Annotated in this window: 17 protein-coding genes, 1 tRNA gene and 1 pseudogene; 11 read left to right on the plus strand and 8 right to left on the minus strand. The window is 64.2% G+C overall.

Translation table 11 applies throughout. The features are described from left to right. Window positions 1-3 precede the first annotated feature (3 nt). The 3 genes from cobT to Amn_RS23645 form a co-directional block, all read right to left on the minus strand. A complete protein-coding gene (cobT, locus tag Amn_RS23635; protein WP_154386106.1) occupies window positions 4-1,902 on the minus strand; it encodes a cobaltochelatase subunit CobT in 1,899 nt (632 codons plus the stop codon). Window positions 1,903-1,914: 12 nt separating this feature from the next. After that, a complete protein-coding gene (cobS, locus tag Amn_RS23640) occupies window positions 1,915-2,901 on the minus strand; it encodes a cobaltochelatase subunit CobS (RefSeq protein WP_067957584.1) in 987 nt (328 codons plus the stop codon). 116 nt (window positions 2,902-3,017) lie between these two features. Beyond that, entirely contained in the window at window positions 3,018-3,626 is a 609-nt protein-coding gene (locus Amn_RS23645; RefSeq protein WP_154386105.1) for a J domain-containing protein, read from the minus strand. Between the two features lie 141 nt (window positions 3,627-3,767). Here Amn_RS23645 and Amn_RS23650 point away from each other — a divergent pair, with 141 nt between their 5' ends. From Amn_RS23650 to Amn_RS23665, 4 genes and pseudogenes are all read left to right on the plus strand, one after another. Beyond that, a complete protein-coding gene (locus Amn_RS23650) occupies window positions 3,768-4,070 on the plus strand; it encodes a BolA family protein (RefSeq protein WP_182575163.1) in 303 nt (100 codons plus the stop codon). Window positions 4,071-4,151: 81 nt separating this feature from the next. Then, a pseudogene (locus tag Amn_RS23655) lies at window positions 4,152-4,468 on the plus strand (ArsR/SmtB family transcription factor). Window positions 4,469-4,472: 4 nt separating this feature from the next. Continuing rightward, entirely contained in the window at window positions 4,473-5,003 is a 531-nt protein-coding gene (locus Amn_RS23660) for an arsenate reductase ArsC (RefSeq protein ID WP_154386102.1), read from the plus strand. Further along, on the plus strand, window positions 5,000-5,710 hold the full coding sequence (locus Amn_RS23665) for an aquaporin (RefSeq protein ID WP_182575161.1): 711 nt from the start codon (window positions 5,000-5,002) through the stop codon (window positions 5,708-5,710). Before Amn_RS23660 ends, Amn_RS23665 begins: the two co-directional genes overlap by 4 nt. On the opposite strand, the gene Amn_RS23670 is transcribed toward Amn_RS23665, so the two are convergent. From Amn_RS23670 to Amn_RS23680, 3 genes are read right to left on the minus strand one after another with little or no spacing between them, the layout of a single operon-like run. Beyond that, window positions 5,658-6,581: an HlyC/CorC family transporter gene (locus Amn_RS23670; protein ID WP_154386100.1), complete on the minus strand. Its 924-nt coding sequence runs from the start codon at window positions 6,579-6,581 to the stop codon at window positions 5,658-5,660. The two genes, Amn_RS23665 and Amn_RS23670, sit on opposite strands and share 53 nt — an antisense overlap. Continuing rightward, window positions 6,578-7,690 (minus strand): 3-dehydroquinate synthase, encoded by a 1,113-nt coding sequence (gene aroB / locus Amn_RS23675; protein WP_286292421.1) that lies wholly within the window; start codon window positions 7,688-7,690, stop codon window positions 6,578-6,580. Before aroB ends, Amn_RS23670 begins: the two co-directional genes overlap by 4 nt. Further along, entirely contained in the window at window positions 7,687-8,310 is a 624-nt protein-coding gene (locus tag Amn_RS23680) for a shikimate kinase (protein ID WP_067957558.1), read from the minus strand. Before Amn_RS23680 ends, aroB begins: the two co-directional genes overlap by 4 nt. Window positions 8,311-8,442: 132 nt before the next feature. Between Amn_RS23680 and Amn_RS23685 the strand changes: the two genes are divergently transcribed. From Amn_RS23685 to Amn_RS23705, 5 genes are all read left to right on the plus strand, one after another. After that, window positions 8,443-8,592 (plus strand): histidine kinase, encoded by a 150-nt coding sequence (locus Amn_RS23685; RefSeq protein ID WP_067957555.1) that lies wholly within the window; start codon window positions 8,443-8,445, stop codon window positions 8,590-8,592. Next, window positions 8,589-9,500: a site-specific tyrosine recombinase XerD gene (locus Amn_RS23690; RefSeq protein ID WP_182575159.1), complete on the plus strand. Its 912-nt coding sequence runs from the start codon at window positions 8,589-8,591 to the stop codon at window positions 9,498-9,500. Before Amn_RS23685 ends, Amn_RS23690 begins: the two co-directional genes overlap by 4 nt. A gap of 98 nt (window positions 9,501-9,598) precedes the next feature. Then, entirely contained in the window at window positions 9,599-10,549 is a 951-nt protein-coding gene (locus Amn_RS23695; protein WP_067957550.1) for an acetyl-CoA carboxylase carboxyltransferase subunit alpha, read from the plus strand. Between the two features lie 277 nt (window positions 10,550-10,826). Continuing rightward, the gene (locus Amn_RS23700; RefSeq protein ID WP_286292429.1) at window positions 10,827-12,098 is read left to right on the plus strand and encodes a L,D-transpeptidase family protein; all 1,272 of its coding nucleotides are present in this window, start codon (window positions 10,827-10,829) and stop codon (window positions 12,096-12,098) included. Between the two features lie 5 nt (window positions 12,099-12,103). Next, a complete protein-coding gene (locus tag Amn_RS23705; protein WP_067957542.1) occupies window positions 12,104-12,337 on the plus strand; it encodes a sulfurtransferase TusA family protein in 234 nt (77 codons plus the stop codon). 39 nt (window positions 12,338-12,376) lie between these two features. Here Amn_RS23705 and Amn_RS23710 read toward each other — a convergent pair whose 3' ends face one another. Further along, window positions 12,377-13,507, minus strand: a complete 1,131-nt coding sequence (locus tag Amn_RS23710; protein ID WP_286292432.1) for a CobW family GTP-binding protein — start codon at window positions 13,505-13,507, stop codon at window positions 12,377-12,379. After that, on the minus strand, window positions 13,504-14,652 hold the full coding sequence (locus Amn_RS23715) for a D-alanyl-D-alanine carboxypeptidase family protein (protein ID WP_263006006.1): 1,149 nt from the start codon (window positions 14,650-14,652) through the stop codon (window positions 13,504-13,506). Before Amn_RS23715 ends, Amn_RS23710 begins: the two co-directional genes overlap by 4 nt. A gap of 228 nt (window positions 14,653-14,880) precedes the next feature. Here Amn_RS23715 and Amn_RS23720 point away from each other — a divergent pair, with 228 nt between their 5' ends. Both Amn_RS23720 and Amn_RS23725 read left to right on the plus strand, forming a co-directional pair. Next, window positions 14,881-16,044, plus strand: coding sequence for a M20 aminoacylase family protein (locus Amn_RS23720; protein ID WP_067957538.1), 1,164 nt, complete (start codon window positions 14,881-14,883; stop codon window positions 16,042-16,044). A gap of 151 nt (window positions 16,045-16,195) precedes the next feature. Continuing rightward, window positions 16,196-16,272 (plus strand) — tRNA-Arg (locus Amn_RS23725). The last annotated feature ends 196 nt before the right edge of the window (window positions 16,273-16,468 follow it).

Below are 16,468 nucleotides of genomic sequence, written 5' to 3' on the forward strand. Positions count from 1 at the left end.
AGCTCACCCGGCGCGCCGGAAGCCGCCGCGGCGGGTCTCGCGCGCACTCTCTTCGCCGAACAGCGAGGCGAGCTGCTCGGTCATCGCACCTGCCAGTTCCTCGGCGTCGACGATGGTGACGGCACGGCGATAGTAGCGCGTGACGTCGTGGCCGATGCCGATCGCCAGAAGCTCGACCGGCGAGCGCGTCTCGATCAGGTCGATGACGGCGCGCAGATGGCGCTCCAGATAGTTGCCCGGATTCACCGACAGCGTCGAATCGTCCACCGGCGCGCCGTCCGAGATCATCATCAGGATCTTGCGCTGCTCGGGCCGTGCGATCAGGCGCTGGTGCGCCCAGAGCAACGCTTCGCCGTCGATGTTTTCCTTAAGCAGGCCTTCGCGCATCATCAGGCCGAGATTGCGGCGGGCGCGGCGCCACGGCGCGTCGGCTGACTTGTAGATGATGTGGCGGAGGTCGTTGAGGCGGCCGGGGTTCGGCGGCTTGCCGTCCTTCAACCACTTCTCGCGTGCTTGTCCGCCTTTCCAGGCGCGCGTCGTGAAGCCGAGGATCTCGACAGAGACGCCGCAGCGCTCCAGCGTGCGCGCCAATATGTCGGCGCAGGTTGCGGCAACGGTGATCGGACGGCCACGCATCGAGCCGGAATTGTCGAGCACCAGCGTGACGACGGTGTCGCGGAACTTGGTGTCGCGCTCCTGCTTGAACGACAGCGGCTGCATCGGGTCGATGACGACGCGCACGAGGCGTGCGGGGTCGAGATAGCCCTCTTCCAGGTCGAAGTCCCAGGAACGGTTCTGCTGCGCCATCAGGCGGCGCTGCAGGCGGTTGGCGAGACGGCCGACGACACCAGACAGATTGGCGAGCTGCTTGTCGAGGAAGGCGCGGAGACGGTCGAGTTCGTCCTCGTCACACAGCTCCTCGGCGCCCACTGTCTCGTCGAAAGCGGTGGTGAAGACCTTGTAGTCGATTTCGCGCGGCAGGTTGGCGAAGGGATTGTCCTGGCGGCGCGCCTCGCCCGGCGTCTCGGAATCGACGTCATCGTCGTCGGACATCTCGTCGGACGTGGCATCGGACGCCTCCATCTCGCCGGACTGCTCTTCGTCGGCGGAGGATTCGGCATCTTCGGACTGTGCCTGCTCGGAGCCGGAATCGTCCTCGCCGCCCTCCTCGCTCTGCTCCTCGCCTTGCGGCTGGTCGTCGTCCTGGTCCTCGTTGTCCTCGGTCTCCTGGTCGTCGCCATATTCCTCGGCCATCTCGAGCGAGGCCAGCATATGACGGACGACACGGGCGAAAGCCTGTTGGTCCTCGAGGCTGCCGAGCAGGCCGTCGAGATCGCCACCGGCCTTCTGGTCGACCCAGTCGCGCCAGAGCGCGACCATGCGCTCGCCGCTCTTGGGGACGGGCTGGCCGGTCAGCTTCTCGCGCACCATCAGCGCCAGCGCTTCCTCGAGCGGCGCTTCCGACTGTTCGGTGACGTCGGCGAGATTGGCCTTGGCGTATTTGTCCTCGAGCATCGAGGTGATGTTCTGGGCAACGCCTGTCATGGCGCGGCTACCGATGGCCTCGACACGCGCCTGCTCGACCGCGTCGAACACGGCACGGGCTTGCTTGCCCTCGGGCGCCAGGCGGGCATGGATGCGGCCGTCGTGGCAGGCACGCTTCAGCGCCATGGAATCGCCGAGGCCCCGGGTGACGGCGATGTCACTGGGCGAGGCCTTCTTGGGCAGCTCGGGCAGGCGGGCGCGATTGCCGGCAAGCGCCGGCCGCTCCTTGGCGAAGGCCACTTCGAGGCCGTTGTCGCCCGAAATGGCACGCATGCAGACGGTCATCGCGCGCTTGAAGCTGTCGGCTTCAGAGCCCGTCTTCGACTTGTTGCGTGTGTTGTCGCCCGGCCCTGCCATTTGAGCCTGTTCTTATCCAAGCACGACGTTGGCAGCGGATTCCGGCAGGTCCTCACCGAAGGCGCGCTGGTAGAATTCGGCAACGACTGAGCGTTCGAGTTCGTCGCACTTGTTCAGGAAGGTGAGCCTGAAGGCCATGCCGACATCGCCGAAAATCTCGGCGTTTTCAGCCCAGGTGATGACGGTACGCGGGCTCATGACCGTCGACAGGTCGCCATTGATGAAGGCCGAGCGCGTCATGTCGGCGACGCGGACCATCTTGTTGACGATCTCCTTGCCTTTGGCGTCGCGGTAGTGCTTGGCCTTGGCAATGACGATGTTCACTTCGTTGTCGTGCGGCAGGTAGTTCAGCGTGGTCACGATCGACCAGCGGTCCATCTGCGCCTGGTTGATCTGCTGGGTGCCGTGATAAAGGCCGGTCGTGTCGCCGAGGCCGACGGTGTTGGCGGTGGCAAACAGACGGAAGGCCGGGTGCGGGCGGATAACGCGGCTCTGGTCGAGCAGGGTCAGGCGGCCCGACGATTCGAGCACGCGCTGGATGACGAACATCACGTCGGGGCGGCCGGCGTCATACTCGTCGAAGCAGAGCGCGACATTGTGCTGGTAGGCCCAGGGCAGGATGCCGTCCTTGAACTCGGTGACCTGCATGCCTTCCTTGACGACGATCGCGTCCTTGCCGACCAGATCGATACGGCTGACATGGCTGTCGAGGTTGACGCGGACCATCGGCCAGTTGAGACGGGCGGCGACCTGTTCGATGTGGGTCGACTTGCCGGTGCCGTGGTAACCCGACACCATGACGCGGCGGTTGTAGGCGAAGCCGGCGAGGATCGCCATGGTCGTTGCCTTGTCGAACAGATAGTCCGGATCGATGTCGGGCACATGCTCCGACGAGGCCGAATAGGCCGGCACGACCATCTTCGAATCGAAGCCGAAGGTGTCTTTCACCGACACCGTGGTATCAGGCAGGTTGGTGATGTCGCGATCGACCTTGTTCATAGCGTCTCCACGCGCGAGGCTTCAGGCCACGCCGGCAATCGAATTTTCTTCGGGGGCGGTCATAAAGCCTTTTCCGACCAGATGAAAGTTGGAAAAAGGCCGCGACCGCGGCTGGCTCAACACAATCCCGCTTGCTTGAGCACGCGATATGCCTGGAGCACATCCCTGAAGCGGTCTTCAGAACCTCGGTCGCCGCCATTGGCGTCGGGGTGGTGGCGTTTGACCAGTTCCTTGTAGCGCGCCTTGATATCGGAGCCGGTGGCGCGCGAATCGAGTCCCAGCGTCTCCAGTGCCTTGGCCTCCAAGGGCTTCGCCTTGCGCTGGCGCGGCGCGCCCTGGGCACCGAAGGGGTTATGCGGATCGCGCATGCGGCTGTAGTAGCCGGCGCGGCCCGAGCGCTGCTGGGCAAAGTCAGGCGCCGAACGCGCCGAGCCGTTGGATCCCATGGTCCAGGTCGGCCTGTGGCCGGTCAGCGCTTCCTTCTGAAAACGCGCGATATCGCCGTCGGCGAGGCCGGAGAAGTAGTTGAAGCCCTTGTTGTACTCGCGCACGTGATCGAAGCAGAAGCGGAAGTACTCGCCTTCCCTCATGCGGCCGACCGGCGCCTTGTGCGTTCCCGGCTGCTTGCAGCCGTCCCACTGGCAGAGCGGGGCATGCGACTTCACCTCCGCTTCCGGATCGGGCCGGACGCGAATCTTGTCGAAATATTTTGGGTACGGCTTCATCTGATCGTATTTACCGCCTCTTGGCGCGGCGAAACAAGAATTGACATTTCGAGGATGTTGGCCCTAACGCCTGATTTGCGGCCCAATTTTGCCCGAGGGCATGATTGGTCGCGGCGACACATGTGGTGAAAGGCGAGACCGATGTCCATACAGGCGACTATCGAAACGAAGCTGAACGAGGCATTTTCGCCGGAGCGGCTCGTCGTGCTCAATGAAAGCCACCTGCATGCCGGCCACCACCATGTCGACGGCGGCGATCACGCCACCTTCGACGGGTCAGGCGAGACACATTTCCGCATCCGCATCGTCGCCCCCGCCTTTGCCGGCATGAGTCGCATCGACCGCCATCGCGCCGTCAACGACGCGCTGGCAGCCGAACTCAAGGCCGGCCTGCACGCACTGGCGATCGAGCCGGCAGCCCCCGGCGAAGCGACACGCTGGTAATTTTCTTTCTGGACGATTGTTGAGCGCAGCCCAACGCTGCCTCGTCATTTGCCTGTCACATACATCCATTAGTCTGGATATATGGATGCAAACGACACGATCGACGCTCTCGCCGCGCTGGCCCAAACGACACGGCTGGAGGCCTTTCGCCAGATGGCCGCCGCCGAGCCGGACGGCATTGCCGCCGGCGACCTGGCACGCCGACTCGACGTGCCGTGCTGACCCGCGCCGGCCTCGCCACCGGCGACCGCCAGGGGCGCTCGATCATCTACCGCGCCAACCTCCCTGCCCTGCGCAATGTGCTGTTGTTCCTGCTGCAGGATTGCTGCGACGGCAAGCCGGAGATCTGCGCGCCGCTGCTCGCCGAATTGTCTCCCTGCTGCACGCCATCGGAGTAATGCCATGACCCATCGGCCTTTCAACGTGCTTTTCCTCTGTACCGGCAACAGCGCCCGCTCGATCCTCGCCGAGGGCATCCTGCGCAAGGATGGGGCACCGCATTTCAACGCCTTTTCCGCCGGCAGCCAGCCCAGGGGCAGCGTCAATCCCTTCGCGCTCAAGGTGCTTGAAAGCTATGGCTATCCGGCCGACGGCTTCCGCTCGAAGACCTGGGATGAGTTCGCCGCGGCCGGCGCCCCGGAGATGGATTTCATCTTCACCGTCTGCGACGACGCTGCCGGCGAAGCCTGCCCGGTCTGGCTCGGCCATCCGGCCAACGCGCATTGGGGCATCGAGGATCCGAGCCACGTCGAAGGCACCGACCTCGAAAAGGAAGCAGCTTTCGTCACCGCCTTCAAATACATGCGCAACCGCATCAGGGCATTCACCGCGCTGCCCATCACCAGCCTCGACCGCATGGCGCTGACCGCACATCTGCATGATATCGGCAAGATGGAAGGTGCCAGCACAAAAGCAGGCGATTCCAGCACATGAGCGCTTTGCTCGCGCGGCGATTGCTTGCCGAATGCCTAGGAAGTGCCTTCCTTCTCGCAACCGTGGTCGGCTCCGGCATCATGGCGGCGCAGCTTGCGCAGGGTAACGTAGCGCTGGCACTGCTCTGCAATGCCCTGGCCACCGGGGCCATGCTGGTGGTGCTCATCACCATTCTCGCGCCAATCTCCGGCGCGCATTTCAACCCAGCAGTCAGCCTCGTGACGGCGCTCGACCGGCGCCTGGCATGGTCGCTGGTCGCGCCCTATGTCGCAGCACAAGCGAGCGGCGCGATACTGGGCGTATTGCTGGCGCACGCGATGTTCGACCTGCCGCTGCTGCAGGTCTCGACCACGGTCCGAACCGGCCCGGGCCAATGGCTCGGCGAGGCAGTCGCAACCTTTGGACTGGTGTTGACCATCTTCGGCTGCATTGCCCAGGCACCCAAAACGACGCCCGCCGCCGTCGGTCTCTACATCTTCGCGGCCTACTGGTTCATCTCGTCGACGTCCTTCGCCAATCCAGCTGTGACCATCGCGCGGGCGCTGACCGATACATTCGCGGGCATCGCGCCCGCCGACACGCCGGCATTCATCGCGGCCCAACTGGCCGGAGCGGTGCTTGGCCTGGCGGCAGGTCGGGTCTTGTGGCTGGGTGTTACTTCGGCGGACGCGCTGCGGCCGGTTGAGGCTCGACCACCGCGGGCCTGATCCTGATCCGCGCGAGGCGGTTCTTGTCGCGTTTCATGACGATGAAGCGCTTGCCGTGGAAGGTGAAGGCCTGTTTTTCCTCGGGGATCGACTGGGTCTCGTGGATGACGAGGCCGGCGATCGTCGTCGCCTCGTCGTCCGGCAGGTGCCAGTCGAGCGCGCGGTTGAGGTCGCGGATCGGCACGGTGCCATCGACGACCACGGAGCCGTCGGCCTCCTGCTTGACGCCCTGAATATCGATGTCGTGCTCGTCGGCGATCTCGCCGACGATCTCCTCGATGATGTCTTCCAGCGTCACCAGCCCTTCGACCTCGCCATATTCATCGACGACGATGGCGAAATGCGCCTTGCGCCGCAAAAAGGCGTTGAGCTGTTCCTGAAGCGAGGTCGTGTCGGGCACGAACCAGGGTTTGGAGGCGACCTTCGGCACGTCGACGCGTGAATAGTCGCCTTCGACGTCGTTGAGCGCGCGGAGCAGGTCCTTGGCGTGGACGACGCCGACGATGTTGTCGAGCGAGCCGCGCCACAACGGCATGCGGGTGTAGGGGCTCTGCAGGATCTCGCGCACCAGTGTCTCGGGCGCCATGTCGGCATTGATCGAGCGGATGTTGGTTCGGTGGACCATCACGTCCGACACCTCGAGCTCATGCAGGTCGAGCAGGCCGCCGACCTGGTCGCGGTCCTGCTTGACCACCTGGCCGTCGCGATGGAGTTCATCGACCGCGCCGCGCAGTTCGGCGTGGCCGGAACGCTGCGGCGTCAGCGCAATCAATTCGTAGCCGAGCGAGGCAAGCAGCCGCTCGCGGAAGGCCAGCCCGGCAAGGACCAGCCCCGACAGCGCGCCCGCAGCGATCCAGCCGGCCTCGATCATCCCTGACGCTGCTCCTTGAGGAAGGAAATCACTTCGGAGGCCGGCACGTCCTTGGCGATGAAGGACTGGCCGAGGCCGCGCGTCAGGATGAAGGTCAGTGCGCCGCGCGTCACCTTCTTGTCCTGGGTAATGTAGTTGAACAGCGCCTCGGCGTCCGGCAGGTCCCCAGGGATGTCGGACATGCGCCACGGCAGGCCGACGGCGCGCAGATGCGCCTCGACGCGTGCCGCATCGTCGGGGCTTGCCAGATTGAGCCTGGCCGAGAAGCGGTGCGCCAGCGCCATGCCGATTGCAACACCCTCGCCATGCACCAGCCGTGCGCCGTCATAAGCGGTGGCAGCTTCAAGCGCGTGACCGAAGGTATGGCCGAGATTGAGAAGCGCCCGGTCGCCGGTTTCGAACTCGTCGCGGGCAACCACGTCGGCCTTGGCACGGCAGGACTGCGCTATAGCCTCGATGCGAGCCGCACCACCCGAAAAGACCTCCTGCCAGTTCTGCTCCAGCCAGGCGAAGAAATCCGGGCGGTCGATCAGGCCGTATTTGGCGACCTCGGCATAACCGGCGCGGAATTCGCGCAGCGGCAGCGTGTCGAGGGCCCCGGTGTCGGCCAGCACCAGCTTCGGCTGATGGAAGACGCCGATGAGGTTCTTGCCGCGCGGGCTGTTGATGCCGGTCTTGCCGCCGACAGACGAATCAACCTGCGCCAGCAGCGAGGTCGGCACCTGCACGAAATTCATGCCGCGCCGCACGATGCCGGCGGCAAAGCCGGTGAGATCGCCGATGACGCCGCCGCCAAGCGCGATCACCGCATCACCGCGCTCGAGCCGGGCGGCAATGATCTGGTCGACAACGGTTTCCAGCGAGGAAAAGCTCTTGGTCTTTTCACCGGCTGGCAGTGTGATGACAGCAGGCGCATTGCCGACGGCCGTGAGACTTTCGACCAGCGGTTCGAGATGGGCAGCAGCGACATTCTCGTCGGTGACGATGGCACAACGCGCCTTGGGCAGGCGCTGCTGGATCAGCTCGCCGCCGCGCGCGATCAGGCCCGGGCCGATCAGGATCTCATAGGCGCGGTCGCCAAGTCCGACTTCGACGGTGACGACGCTCATTCGTGATCCTCCGAACCTTCCGAAACGTGAATTCTGCCGGGCACGCCGAGATGGCTGCACAGCGCCTCGATGACCTCGCTGGCGATCGCCTCCTTGCGGTCGTCGCGTGTCGCAACGGTGAGGTCGGCAAGCCCATAGACCGGGTAGCGTTCGTCCATCAGCTTGGCCAGCACGGCACGCGGATCGGCATTCTGCAACAGCGGCCGGTTCTGCTTCTTGGAAACGCGTTCCATCAGAAGGTCGAGCTCGGCCTTGAGCCAGACCGAAACGCCGTGGCCTGCGATTGCCGCGCGGGTCTGTGCATTCATGAAGGCGCCGCCGCCGGTCGACAGAACCTGCGGGCCACCTTCCAGGAGGCGGCCTATGACGCGCTGTTCAAGCGCGCGGAACTCGACCTCACCATAGCGTTCGAAGAGCTCGGGAATTGTCATCCGCGACACGCTTTCGATCTCGTGGTCACTGTCGATGAAGCCGAGGCCGAGCGACTGCGCGACCTTGCGGCCGATGGCGGTCTTGCCGGCGCCCATGAGGCCGACGAAAACGATCGAACGGGTGCCGAGCCGTTCTAGCAGGGCGGCTACGGAGCCTTCGGGAAATGGAGTCTGCGCGTCGGGTGTCATGGCGTCCCTTTCGCCGGCGTATCGACATGAAAAGCCCCGTTGCGTCAAGCGCATGACCGCAAACGCGCCCTTGAATTGCCTGTGACGGCGTCCCATAAGGGCACAGGATAGGACAGACGGGCAAACACATCGATGCCGACACTTTTCCGGTTCCTTGTCACGCTCGCTGTTCTGGCGGGCATCGCATACGGCGCCATGTTTGCGCTGGTGATGTTCGTCGAGCCGAAGAAGGCTGAGATCACCATCCGCATTCCACCGGAAAAGCTCGCGCCAAAAAAATGAAAAGCGGCGCGCGCATCGAGGCCTTCCTCGAAATGATGAGTGCCGAGCGTGGCGCTGCCGACAACACGCTGGCCAGCTATCGCCGCGACCTCGAAGACGCCTCGGAATTTCTCGGCGGCCGCCTCGCCGACGCCGACGCCCCAGCCATCCGCGGCTATCTCGACGACATTGCCGGCCGCGGCTTCGCAGCGACCTCACAGGCACGCAAGCTGTCGGCACTCCGGCAGTTCTTCCGCTTCCTTTATGCCGAAGGCCTGCGAACCGACGACCCCACCGGCGTCCTCGACAGCCCGAAGAAGGATCGGCCGCTGCCCAAGACGATGAGCGAGGCCGAAACAGGCCGGCTGCTTGACCGCGCGGCGATGGAAGCGAGCGAATCCGCCGAGGGCGACAGCCTGGCGGCGACCCGGCTGCACGCGCTTGTCGAGGTGCTCTATGCCACCGGCTTGCGCGTTTCGGAGCTGGTCAGCCTGCCGCTGACGGTGGCGCTGCGCGACGAGCGCTTCTTCGTCGTGCGCGGAAAGGGCGAGAAGGACCGTATGGTGCCGCTGTCAGCCAAGGCGCGCGAGGCGATGCGGCGCTGGCTGGGTGACCGCAATGCCAACCCACGGTTGGTCGAAAGTCCGTTCCTGTTCCCCGCTTCGTCGGAAAGCGGGCACGTGCCGCGCCAGGTTTTCGCCAGAGAACTCAAGGGTCTGGCCGCCCGCGCTGGCATCGCATCGGCGAAAATCTCGCCACACGTACTGCGCCATGCCTTTGCCAGCCACCTGCTGCAGAATGGCGCCGACTTGCGCGCGGTGCAGCAATTGCTTGGCCATTCCGACATTTCGACCACGCAAATCTACACCCATGTGCTGGAAGAAAGGCTGTTGAAACTGGTCAACGAGCATCATCCGCTTGCCGATTAGGGCCCATATCGCTATGTGAGTGCCACGTTCCACTGGCGCGGTGCCACAGTCCCCGGCCCCCGGTGCCTCAAATTTTCAGCGTGGTAGTCCGCTCGCCAATGTACAATTACCTCGATTTCGAAAAACCGGTCCAAGATCTCGAAGGCAAGATCCTCGAGCTCAAGAAGCTTGCCGAAAATGGCGAGGCCGTCGATGTCGGCGACGAGATCAAGCGGCTGGAGAAGCGCTCGCGTGATGCTCTGCGTGACGCCTATAAGGCGCTGACGCCCTGGCAGAAGGTCCAGGTGGCGCGCCACCCCGACCGCCCGCACTGCCTCGACTACATCAACGGCCTGTTCACCGATTTCGCGCTTCTGGCCGGCGACCGCAATTTCGGCGAAGACAATGCCATGGTCGGCGGTTTCGCCCGCTTTCGTGGCGAGCCGGTGCTGGTGCTCGGCCAGGAAAAAGGCAACGACACCAAGAGCCGCCTCAAACACAATTTCGGCTCGGTCCGCCCCGAGGGCTACCGCAAGGCCGTGCGCCTGATGGAAATGGCCGACCGCTTCAACATCCCCGTCGTCATGCTCGTCGACACCGCGGGCGCCTATCCGGGCGTCGGCGCCGAAGAGCGCGGCCAGGCCGAAGCCATCGCGCGCTCGACCTCAGCCTGCCTCGGCCTCAAGGTGCCGTCGATCGCGGTTGTCATCGGCGAAGGCGGCTCGGGCGGCGCGATCGCCATTGCCACCGCCAATCGCGTGTTCATGCTCGAGCATGCGATCTATTCGGTGATCTCACCGGAAGGTGCCGCCTCCATCCTGTGGCGTGACACGACGCGTTCCAAAGACGCGGCGACCAACATGAAGATCACTGCGCAGGACCTGCTCTCGCTCAAGATCATCGACAAGATCATCGACGAGCCGCTGGGCGGCGCTCACCGCAACGCCGAGGCGGTCATTTCGGCCACCGGCGACCTGATCGCCAAGACGTTCGCCGAATTCAACGGCTCGAACATCGATTTCCGCGAGCAGCGCCGCGAGAAGTACCTCTCCATCGGCCGCAGCCTCTAGCATCCGCCCGAAAATCGGAATCGATCTTCGCAAGGCGCAATGCGCAGGCTGTGATTGCACAAACTGTGGGCCTCATGGGCCACGGCACGTTTTCGCCACAAAAATGCCGCCTCGCCCGGCTCAATGAACTTGCCGTGATTTTTCGCGCGTGGGACGGGCCAAGAACTTGCGGTAAGGATTTTTCAAGGTTAACGACCCTAAGGTCGAGGCAGTATCAGGACGGGCCGGTTGTTGGCGCATGCGCCATGACTGCAATGTAGAGACGACATTTAGACCGATGATCGCCAATATCGCACGCGCCGGATTGCTTCTCGCTGCCCTTGCGGTGGCAGGCTGTTCGGAATCCTCCGTGACCGACTTCGTGCCGCAGCACGCCAACAGGCAACTGCCGGCCAAGATCGTGGCCGAAATGAAGGCCAAGGGCATGAACAAGAGCTCGCCCGTGCTGGCGCGCGTGTTCAAGGAAGAGGGCAAGCTGGAGGTCTGGAAACAGAAGACCAACGGCCGCTACGACATCGTTGCCAGCTACGACATCTGCAAGATGTCGGGCAAGCTCGGCCCCAAGTTCACCGAGGGCGACCGCCAGTCGCCGGAGGGCTTCTACACCGTGCGTCCGGGACAGATGAACCCGAACTCCAGCTATCACCTCGCCTTCAACATCGGCTATCCCAACGCCTTCGACCGCGCCAACGGCCGCACCGGCTCGAACCTGATGGTTCACGGCGCCTGCTCGTCGTCAGGCTGCTTCTCGATGACCGATGCGCAGATCGAGGAAATCTACGCCTTCGCGCGCGATGCCTTCAAGGGCGGCCAGACCGAATTCCAGGTCCAGTCCTATCCGTTCCGCATGACCGCGGCCAACATGGCCCGCTACCGCAACGACCCGAACTACCAGTTCTGGGCGATGCTGAAGGAAGGCTACGACCACTTCGAGATCACCAAGGTGCCGCCGAAAGTCGACGTCTGCGAAAAGCGCTACGTCTTCAACCAGGTCCCGGAAGCAGGTGGCACGTTCAACCCGACGGGCGCCTGCCCTGCAGTGACCCAGCCGCAGGCGCTGCAGACCGCCTATCAGGCCTACAAGAGCAAGTATGACGCTGCTTTCGCCAGCGCCACCGGTGGCGACATTCCCGCGCCCAAGCCGACGATTGCCGGCATCAAGGAAGCGGCAATCGTTTCGGACTGGACCAAGCGCCGTGCCCGCGGCGAGCGCGTGACCCTGGAGCCGCCGGCGATGGCCCAGGACGGCAGCATCGTCCAGACCACCGCCCGCATGGGCCGTATCGATTCGGCCGAAGGCCGCCGCATGGCAGCGCTCGATGCGGCAGCGGAAGCCAAGAAGAAGGCTGCCGAGGAAAAGGCGCAAGCCATCGCTGCCGCCAAGGCTGCCAAGCTTGCCGCCCAGCAGCAGGTCGAGATCGCCGCCGTGCCGCAGCCACAGCCCGCAGTGACCGAAGCGCCGACGCAGGCCGCCCAGGCGGCCCCCGCCGAAGAGGCAGGCGCTGCCACCAAGCTCAAGAAGAAGCTGCTCGGCCTGTTCGGCAGCTGATCGGCGTGGGCGAAACCACCGAAATCTACGATCTCAGGGGGCTCAATTGCCCCCTGCCCGTGCTCAAGGCCAAGCGCCGGCTCGCCGACATGTCGTCAGGCGAGCTGTTGTGGCTCGAAACCACCGACCCGCTGGCTGTCATCGACATCCCGGCCTTCTGCCAGGAGGCTGGCCACCGCCTGATCGAGACCACGGCCGTTTCAGGCGGCCACCGTTTTCTGGTCGAACGCGGAAGCTGAGTTCGGAGTCGGTGCGTCCTTGGAGGCAGCGACAGGACCCTACCGCCCGGCGATCGCCAGCGGGTTGTTTTCCATCGCTTCGCGGTCCGGCGTGTCGATGGCAGGTTTGTTGACGAAGGCGGCAAACAGGCGTTCGACATAGTCGCGCGGCAGGTCGATGCCGATCAGCACCAGCCTTGTGCCGCGAACCGCATCCGGCCATGACGGCAAGCGTGCCGGCGGATGCAGCAGTTTCTGCACGCCATGGATGACCAACGGCCGCTCCCGGTCTTCCAGCAGTTCGACGATGCCCTTGATCCGCAACAGCTTGTCGCCTTGCGTCGACAGCAACAGGTCGAGGAACATCTCGACCGTCGAGAAAGGCAGCGCGCCGGCGTGCGTCAGCGAGAACGAGCCGACCCGGCTGTCGTGATGATGGCCATGGTCGTGATCATGATGATGGTCACCGTGGTGATGATGGTGACCGTGGTCACCGTGATGGTGGTGGTCATGCGCATGCGCCTCGCCCAGCCAGCGGCGCACGTCCGCGGTCTTGGTCGCCGGGTCGTAGAGCCCGCACTGCAACAGCTTTGCCACCGCTGCACCTTCGACGTCGCGGATTTCGGCACCCGGGTTGATGCGGGCAAGCCGCGCCCTGAGCGCATCGAGCCATTCGGCATCGTCGACGAGATCGGCCTTGGTCAGCACGATGCGGTCGGCCACCGCCACCTGCTTGGCCGCCTCGACATGGGCGTCGAGCGTCGATGCACCATTGACCGCATCGACAAGGGTGATGACGCCGTCGAGCCGGAAGGCGTGGATGAGTGCGGGATGGCCCATGATCGACTGCAGCACCGGCACCGGATCGGCAAGGCCGGTGGTCTCGATCACAACCCGCGCCAGCCGCTCGATTCGGCCGGTTTGCAGGCGGTCAACGAGATCGGCCAGCGTGTCGACGAGCTCGCCGCGCACGGTGCAGCAGAGGCAGCCGTCGGACAGCTCGATGACACCGTCGGAGGCCTTTTCGACCAGCAGGTGGTCGATGGCGACATCGCCGAACTCATTGATGATGACGGCCGTGTCGGTGAGCTCGGGATCCTTGAGCAGGCGGTTGAGCAGCGTCGTCTTGCCGGCGCCGAGAAAGCCGGTCAGCACCGATACCGGGATCGGGAAAACTGCCTGCGAATTCACGAGCGCGCCTTAACCTTGCCAGCAACTGGTGCAGCACCTGCGGGCGCTGGCCTGTCGGGACGCCAGGTCGGCAACGGCACGCCAGTGTCGACAACGATGTCGCGGCCGCCGAGCGCCTTGGGCATCGGCCCGGTGGCGCCGCCGAGGCTGACGGTGACCCAGTTACGCTGGCGTGTCATTTCAGGAATGATCGAGACCTTGTCGGGCGCAGCCCCTGCCTCGGTCGGCGCCGGCCCATCGGAAGCCGCATGCTTGGCCTTGGGCGAGCAGACTTCCTCGCGCATGCTCGTCGCGACGTCGCGGTTGTCGCCATAGGGCGCAAGCCCTGTAACGCTGACCGACGCGCCGTTGCGAACAAAACCGGTCTGCAGCATCTTCGCCGCCTCTTCGGCGCGATTGTCTGGTGAGTCCGCGCCGAGCACGATCGCCGCAAGTGTCCTGCCGTCGCGGGTGGCGGTGGCGATCAGGTTGAAGCCGGATTCGCAGACAAAGCCTGTTTTCATGCCGTCGGTGCCGGGGAAGCGGCCGACCAGCGGATTGAAGTTCTTGAGTTTGGCCTTGCCGGCAATGATGCCTTCGATGTCGAAATAGGCGGCATATTCAGGATATTCGAGGCGGATCGCCCTGACCAGGATCGCGAGGTCACGCGCCGTCGTATACTGCTCGGGATCGTGGAGGCCGTTGGCATTGACCCAGTGGCTGCCGACCATGCCGAGGCGCTGCGCCTCGGCGTTCATCCGTGCGGCGAAGGCCTCTGGCGTGCCGCCGACATTTTCGCCGATCGCAGCCGCCACGTCGTTGGCCGACTTGACCATGATGATCTTCAGCGCGTTGTCGAGCGTCAGCACGGAACCCGGCTTGTAGCCCATCTTGGCCGGCGGGAAGGCCGCCGCCTTCTTGGAGATCTTGATTGGCGAATTGAGCGCCAGCTCGCCAGCCTGGACGGCGCGGAAGGCGGTATAGGCGGTCATCAGCTTGGTCAGCGAGGCCGGATGCCAGCGCTTGAACGCTTCCTGGTGCTCGATGACGGCGCCCGAATTGACGTCGAAAAGCATCGCCGGATTGGCCGACGCGGGGACAGCGCCCAGCACGGTTGCGACCGTTAGGCCGAGGAGCATGCTTCTGACGAACCTAATCTTCATCATCAAATCCGAAATCGCCTCTTGCCGATCATAGCCGGCCGTCCATAAGATTTCCGTAAACCGGGATGGCAACGCGCTGGCCGGTACGAAAGACCCATGGCCACGGCGTCGCCGCCGCTGCTAAATAACCTATGTGACGCCAAGATGGCAGAGCTTGGGCGATCACAATTGCGAATCCGGACCCCTGGCTCAACAAACAGACGGTCCAACACACAGGAAGTCGAGACCAACATGCCGATCCTGAACCGAGCCGCCGAAATGCAGGACGAGATCGCCGGCTGGCGCCGTCACCTGCACCAGAAGCCGGAACTCAATTTCGACGTCTTCGAGACCGCCGACTTCGTCAAAGCCAAGCTCGAGGAGTTCGGCTGCGACGAGATCGTCACCGGCCTCGGCAAGACGGGCGTCGTCGGCATCATCAAGGGCAGCCTCGGTGCAGGCGGCGTGGTTGGCCTGCGCGCCGACATGGACGCGCTGCCGATCGAGGAGATCACCGGCAAGCCTTATGCTTCGACAGTACCTGGCAAGATGCATGCCTGCGGCCATGACGGCCACACGGCGATGCTTCTGGGTGCCGCCAAATATCTCGCCGAGACGCGCAATTTCGCCGGCCAGGTGGCCGTCATCTTCCAGCCGGCCGAAGAAGGCGGCGGCGGCGGCAACGAGATGGTCAAGGACGGCATGATGGAGCGCTTCGGCATCCAGAAGGTGTTCGGCATGCACAACATGCCGAGCCTGCCGGTTGGCCAGTTTGCCATCCGCCCGGGCGCGATCATGGCGGCGACCGCCGAGTTCACCATTACCGTCAAGGGCAAGGGCGGCCATGCCGCCATGCCGCACCGCGCCATCGACCCGATCGTCGCCGGAAGCCAGTTGGTGACCGCACTTCAGGCAATCGCCTCGCGCAACACCGATCCGGCCGAGGCGATCGTCGTTTCGGTGACCAAGTTCCTCGCCGGCACCGCCTACAACATCATTCCCGAGCAGGCTGTCATTGCCGGCACCGTGCGCACGCTGAAGAAGGAAATCGCCAAGCTCGCCGAGGAGCGCATGGGCGCCATCTGTCGCGGCGTGGCCGAAGCCACCGGCACGGCGATCGAGCTCGACTACGACGCCAACTACCCCGTCACCTTCAACCACGAGAACGAGACCGTGTTCGCAGGCGATGTCGCAGCCTCCGTCGCCGGCGAGCCGCAGGTGCACCGGGCGATCCAGCCGCTGATGGGCGGCGAGGACTTTTCCTACATGCTCGAAGCCCGCCCCGGCGCCTTCATCTTCATCGGCAATGGCGACACCGCCAACCTCCACCACCCCGCCTACGACTTCAACGACGAGGCCATCCCCCACGGCGTCAGCTACTGGGTCCGCCTCGCCGAAACCGCGCTCGCGGCCTGACCTTCGCCGCCCAAACGCCTCCAGGGCCGCCAACCGGCCCTGGACGCAGAAACAGGATTTGGCGGCATCAGTCGCCGCCAAACCGTTTCAGGCAAAGCCTGCCAAAAACCGTTGGCGAATCCGTTCGAAGCCGCTATGTGTGCAGCCGAGTGGTCCCGTAGCTCAGTAGGATAGAGCGGCAGATTCCTAATCTGTAGGTCACAGGTTCGATTCCTGTCGGGATCACCACTCCATTCTCTCGCAGATGTGTTTGAATGCGGCGCAATCGCATTTTGCATGCCCTCGGCGATCTGTGTATCCAAACTCATTCACCTCAATACTCATCTATGCCAACTGCTCATAGCTGTGTGCTGAAAATTCACTTTTCTGACTGACCGAACTTTCCTCAACTGACCACTCCGCCACAGGCCCCAAGCGAGGAACG

The organism is Aminobacter sp. Y103A, from assembly GCF_030294925.1.
Taxonomy (GTDB): domain Bacteria; phylum Pseudomonadota; class Alphaproteobacteria; order Rhizobiales; family Rhizobiaceae; genus Aminobacter; species Aminobacter ciceronei.